The sequence below is a fragment of the Kaarinaea lacus genome (assembly GCF_975902315.1).
The window spans coordinates 1-4,458 of the sequence record NZ_CDLKIE010000312.1; the positions used below are offsets into that span (position 1 = coordinate 1).

Sequence of the window (4,458 nt, forward strand, 5' to 3'; positions counted from 1 at the left end):
CACAGTATTACAACGATTCAATAATACCGAGTATAGGTTGATTGCCGGTGAACGATAAAGTCTGAAGCTTGGTGACTCTATTTACCGTATTGTTTTTCCTTGATTTCGTTAAGGGTTTTGCAATCAATACATTCTGTGGCGGTTGGACGGGCTTCGAGGCGTCGAACGCCAATCTCGATGCCGCACGATTCACAGTAGCCGTACTCATCGTTATCCAGAAGATTAAGAGATTCTTCAATTTTCTTGATCAATTTGCGTTCCCGGTCGCGTGTCCGTAACTCCATGGTGAAGTCAGATTCCTGGGTAGCGCGATCGTTAGGATCTGGGAAGTTCGCCGCTTCGTCCTGCATGTGATGGACGGTTTCGTCCACTTTTTCCATCAATTCAGATTTCCAGCTATTTAACAGCTCGCGAAAATGTTCGATTTGTTCCGCGTTCATGTAATCTTCCCCCTTTTTCATTTCATAGGGGGTGAAGTCCGTATAACCCAGATCGTCTCCGGTGTGAGGCGCTTTCCTGGCTGGTTTTGCAGCGGATTTGGATTTCTTAGGTTTTGGAGCGGCTGCTTTTGCTTTTGCCTTGGGTGCTGCTTTTTTGGCAGCTTTTTTCTTGGTGGTTTTTGCTTTTGCCTTGGGTGCTGCTTTTTTCACAGCTTTTTTCGCCGATTTTTTCGCCGCCACCTTTTTCTTGCTGGTGGTTTTCTTCTTAGCTGTCGCTTTTGCTTTCGCCTTCTTAACGGTTTTCTTAACCGCTTTCTTTTTTACCGCTTTCTTTTTTGCAGCCATGTATTGCAGCTCCTGCATCTCAGCATATGGAAAATATAAGGGCGCATCTTATATCAAACTTGGATACGAAACACAACAATTTCACGGTTTTGCGCGGGGTTTGAGTGGATTTTAGCCTTAAAGATTGTAGCGGCGATTTGCCAGCCATTTCAGTGTATTATGCGTGCGCTAAAACGCACTAATCGGAAAAACTGACTATTAAACGATCAATATTTTAATCAGGAAAAAGACATATGTCGGAATTGAAAGCATTACTGTTTGATGTCGATGGCACATTGGCGGATACGGAGCGAGACGGTCACCGGGTCGCATTTAATTTAGCGTTTAAGGAAGCTGGATTGGACTGGGATTGGTCAGTACCACTTTATGGTGAATTACTGACGGTTACGGGTGGTAAAGAGCGTATAAAATATTATCTCGACCTACATCGACCGGATTTTTCAGTAGAGGGTGATTTAACACAATTTATTGCCGATCTGCATGCCGCCAAAACCCGTTTCTATACGGAAATGCTAGGGCAGGGCAGCATACCCTTAAGGCCGGGCATTGAACGTTTGTTTCTGGAGGCCCGCGAGCAGGGTTTGCGATTAGCTGTTGCGACAACCACTACGGTTGAAAATGTTGAAGCGCTGATTAATAACACGCTGGGTTCAGAAGCAATGTCCTGGTTTGATGTTATTGGAGCAGGGGATGTGGTCCCTCATAAAAAACCAGCACCCGATATCTATTTCTATGTGATGCAGGAGTTAGGGTTGACTGCCAGTCAATGCCTGGCCTTTGAAGATTCTGAGAACGGCATTCATGCGACACGCGATGCTGAATTGACGACGGTCATTACTATTAACGACTATACGCGAGATCATAACTTCGATGCGGCTGCCCTGGTGCTCGATCAGCTGGGAGAACCTGACGTTCCCTTTCAGGTGTTACAGGGCGACGCCGGCAAATATAGCTACTTCAATATTGAGTTAGCCAAAAGCATTCATCGCCATTTTCAAAAAGCGTAACCGCCATGAGTGATTACCCTGACAAGCTCGCCAATCGTATGTCTCACATAGAGCCGTTTCATGTGATGAATTTGTTGGCTATTGCCAAACAAATGGAGGCGCAGGGGAAAGAAGTCATTCACATGGAAATTGGTGAACCGGATTTTGTCACGCCAGAACCGGTAATTCGTGCGGCAGAAGCCGCATTAAAAAAAGGGCAGACCCACTACACACCGGCCGTAGGATTGCCAGCCTTAAGAGAGCGGATTGCAGAATTTTATAGATCACAGTTTGATCGTGATATCAGCCCGAATCAAATCATCATCACGCCAGGTGCCTCCGGTGCTTTGTTGCTTGCACTCGGTGTGCTCGTTGATCCGGGAGATAAAGTTGCGATGAGCGATCCGGGTTATCCCTGCAACCGCCATTTTGTCCGCATGTTTGAAGGTGACCCCATTGGTATTCCTGTTGATGACAGTACTGACTACCAGTTAACGCTTGAAACATTGACCCGGTCACCGGCGAACGACATTACAGCAGTGATGTTAGCGTCACCTTCCAATCCAACCGGTACTTTATTAACACCGGCTCACATTAAGGAATGGATTACTGATGCAGAAACCAGGCATTACCATCTATTAATGGACGAGATCTACCAGGGGCTGGTTTACGATCACGAGGTTTCAACAATTGCCGGACAGTCCAACCATGCGTTCGTGATTAACAGCTTTTCCAAGTATTTTTGTATGACCGGCTGGCGGCTGGGGTGGTTAGTTGTGCCTCCCAGCTATCAGGAGCACGTCGACAAACTGGCGCAAAATATTTTTCTCGCACCTTCAACCCTGGCCCAGTATGCAGCAATGGCGGCATTTGACGATGAGTCTATCCAGATACTCGAATCCCAACGTGAAGAGTTTCAACGCAGGCGGGATTTCCTGGCTCCGGCGATTCAGGAATTGGGTTTTAAATTGCTCGTTAAGCCTGAAGGCGCTTTCTACCTGTACGCTGATTGCTCCCAGTTGACCGACGATAGTTTTGAATTTTGCCATTCACTTTTGCAGGAATCAGGTGTGGCTATCACTCCCGGTAAAGACTTCGGTAGCCATCGAAGTCATCGATATGTTCGGTTTGCTTATACCACGGCCCTGGAACAGTTAGAGAAGGGGATTGAAAAAATTCGTCAATACCTCGCAGGCACGTCAAGAATTTCTTAAAAAACAATAGAGTACTGCAATAACTGTATTTTATGCTGAAACTGACATATCCTGGCTTGGTTAATTATTGTACTTTGGTAAACTGATTGATCTGAACGGTGGGTCACAGAATTAATCTTCATTTAAGATAGAATGGTTAATATTTGTTCAGTTTAGTGATTTAGGTAATATAATTAATATTAACTAATTGTTTCAACATATATTTTTGGTGATTTACTCAATATGTCTGATTCCTTTAGCAGTGTAAAAGAAACTTCTGATTTTGAATGTATGCGAGAGGTTGCCCTGGATCGACGCAGCAATTCCTGGCGTACGATTTATGGCGCTATTTTTCTACGTCGTCGTTCGAACCAACGCCGCACCGATGATGCTGATAGTGCTCACTATGTTGACGTGCATGAACCGCGGTTATTTTTTGTAGCGGTCGGGGCACTCATCTTATGCGTCGCGGATGCTTTCTTTACTATGACGCTGTTGAATTTCTACGGCAGCTACGAACTGAATCCTGTTATGGATTATTTTATTAAACAGGATTTTGAACAGTTCTTTTTCGTGAAGTTTGGCCTGACCGCCTTTGGCATAATGTTCCTGGTAATGCACAAAAACTTTCGCATTCTCAACCGTATCAGTGGCTATCAGATTCTGTATGGCAGCCTGGTGCTTTACGCTATCCTGGTAACTTATGAATTGTTTATGCTGGTCGTGCTTCCATTTGTAAAATACTTTTTCTAGTTTTTCATGCTAATAGTCGCATTACGCGGCTTATCCAACCACTGATTTATTTTTCGTATTTTTCCAGCCACAATGCTGTTGCACCTGCAACAGCAGCCGGCATTACCAGGAAATTCGCGACCGGGATTAATGTCGCAACGTTCACTGCACTACCAAAACTGTACGATAAAATCTTGCGTTGTTTCAGCATGCCTCGTTGTTTCGTGAATTCGAGATTTTGCTGGCTCATAGGGTAGTCCATATACTCCAGGTTTAACATCCAGGCTGTGAACAGGAACCAGAGGACGGAGCCAATAATATTTACCCCCGGTATAACCAGTAAAATTAGAAATGGAATTGACCAGCCAATAAAATAAACAAACTTTCTTATCTCGTTTAATATTGAAGGCAGGAATTGCTGAATGAATCCACGTGCACCAGCGTCATCAATGACGGTTTTTCCACCGAGTTTTTTAATGACTGCACTACAAAGCAAGTCATTAAACGGCGCCGCAACAATGTTAGCGAGTAATGAGAAGGTGAAAAATACAAACAGCAAACAGACTAAACCGAAAATAATGTAAAGAATCCAGCTTACCCAATGTAGCCAGTCCGGCAGTTTCGCCATTAACCAGTCAATTCCTTGGCCAATATAAGCAAATCCCAACCAGATCGCTGCAATGAAAATTGCCGTATTAATTAGTATCGGGATGATGACGTAGCTTCGTACCCCCGGAGAAAAGATTAATTGCAGACCTTTAA

The 4,458-nt window shown here is 44.5% G+C and carries 5 protein-coding genes; 3 read left to right on the forward strand and 2 right to left on the reverse strand.

Features of this window, described 5'->3' with window-relative positions; translation table 11 throughout:
* Positions 1-77: 77 nt before the first annotated feature.
* Positions 78-785, reverse strand: a complete 708-nt coding sequence (gene dksA / locus ACWVCM_RS09930) for an RNA polymerase-binding protein DksA (RefSeq protein ID WP_455201589.1) — start codon at positions 783-785, stop codon at positions 78-80.
* Positions 786-1,018: 233 nt separating this feature from the next.
* On the opposite strand from dksA, the gene ACWVCM_RS09935 reads away from it, so the two are divergent.
* The 3 genes from ACWVCM_RS09935 to ACWVCM_RS09945 all read left to right on the forward strand — a co-directional run bounded on the left by ACWVCM_RS09935 (position 1,019) and on the right by ACWVCM_RS09945 (position 3,717).
* On the forward strand, positions 1,019-1,792 hold the full coding sequence (locus ACWVCM_RS09935) for an HAD family hydrolase (RefSeq protein WP_455201590.1): 774 nt from the start codon (positions 1,019-1,021) through the stop codon (positions 1,790-1,792).
* A 5-nt stretch (positions 1,793-1,797) separates the two neighbouring features.
* On the forward strand, positions 1,798-2,985 hold the full coding sequence (locus tag ACWVCM_RS09940) for a pyridoxal phosphate-dependent aminotransferase (RefSeq protein WP_455201591.1): 1,188 nt from the start codon (positions 1,798-1,800) through the stop codon (positions 2,983-2,985).
* Positions 2,986-3,207: 222 nt separating this feature from the next.
* The gene (locus ACWVCM_RS09945; protein ID WP_455201592.1) at positions 3,208-3,717 is read left to right on the forward strand and encodes a DUF5658 family protein; all 510 of its coding nucleotides are present in this window, start codon (positions 3,208-3,210) and stop codon (positions 3,715-3,717) included.
* A 46-nt stretch (positions 3,718-3,763) separates the two neighbouring features.
* On the opposite strand, the gene cysZ is transcribed toward ACWVCM_RS09945, so the two are convergent.
* A partial coding sequence (gene cysZ / locus ACWVCM_RS09950; protein WP_455201593.1) for a sulfate transporter CysZ occupies positions 3,764-4,458 on the reverse strand: 695 nt, incomplete at its 5' end.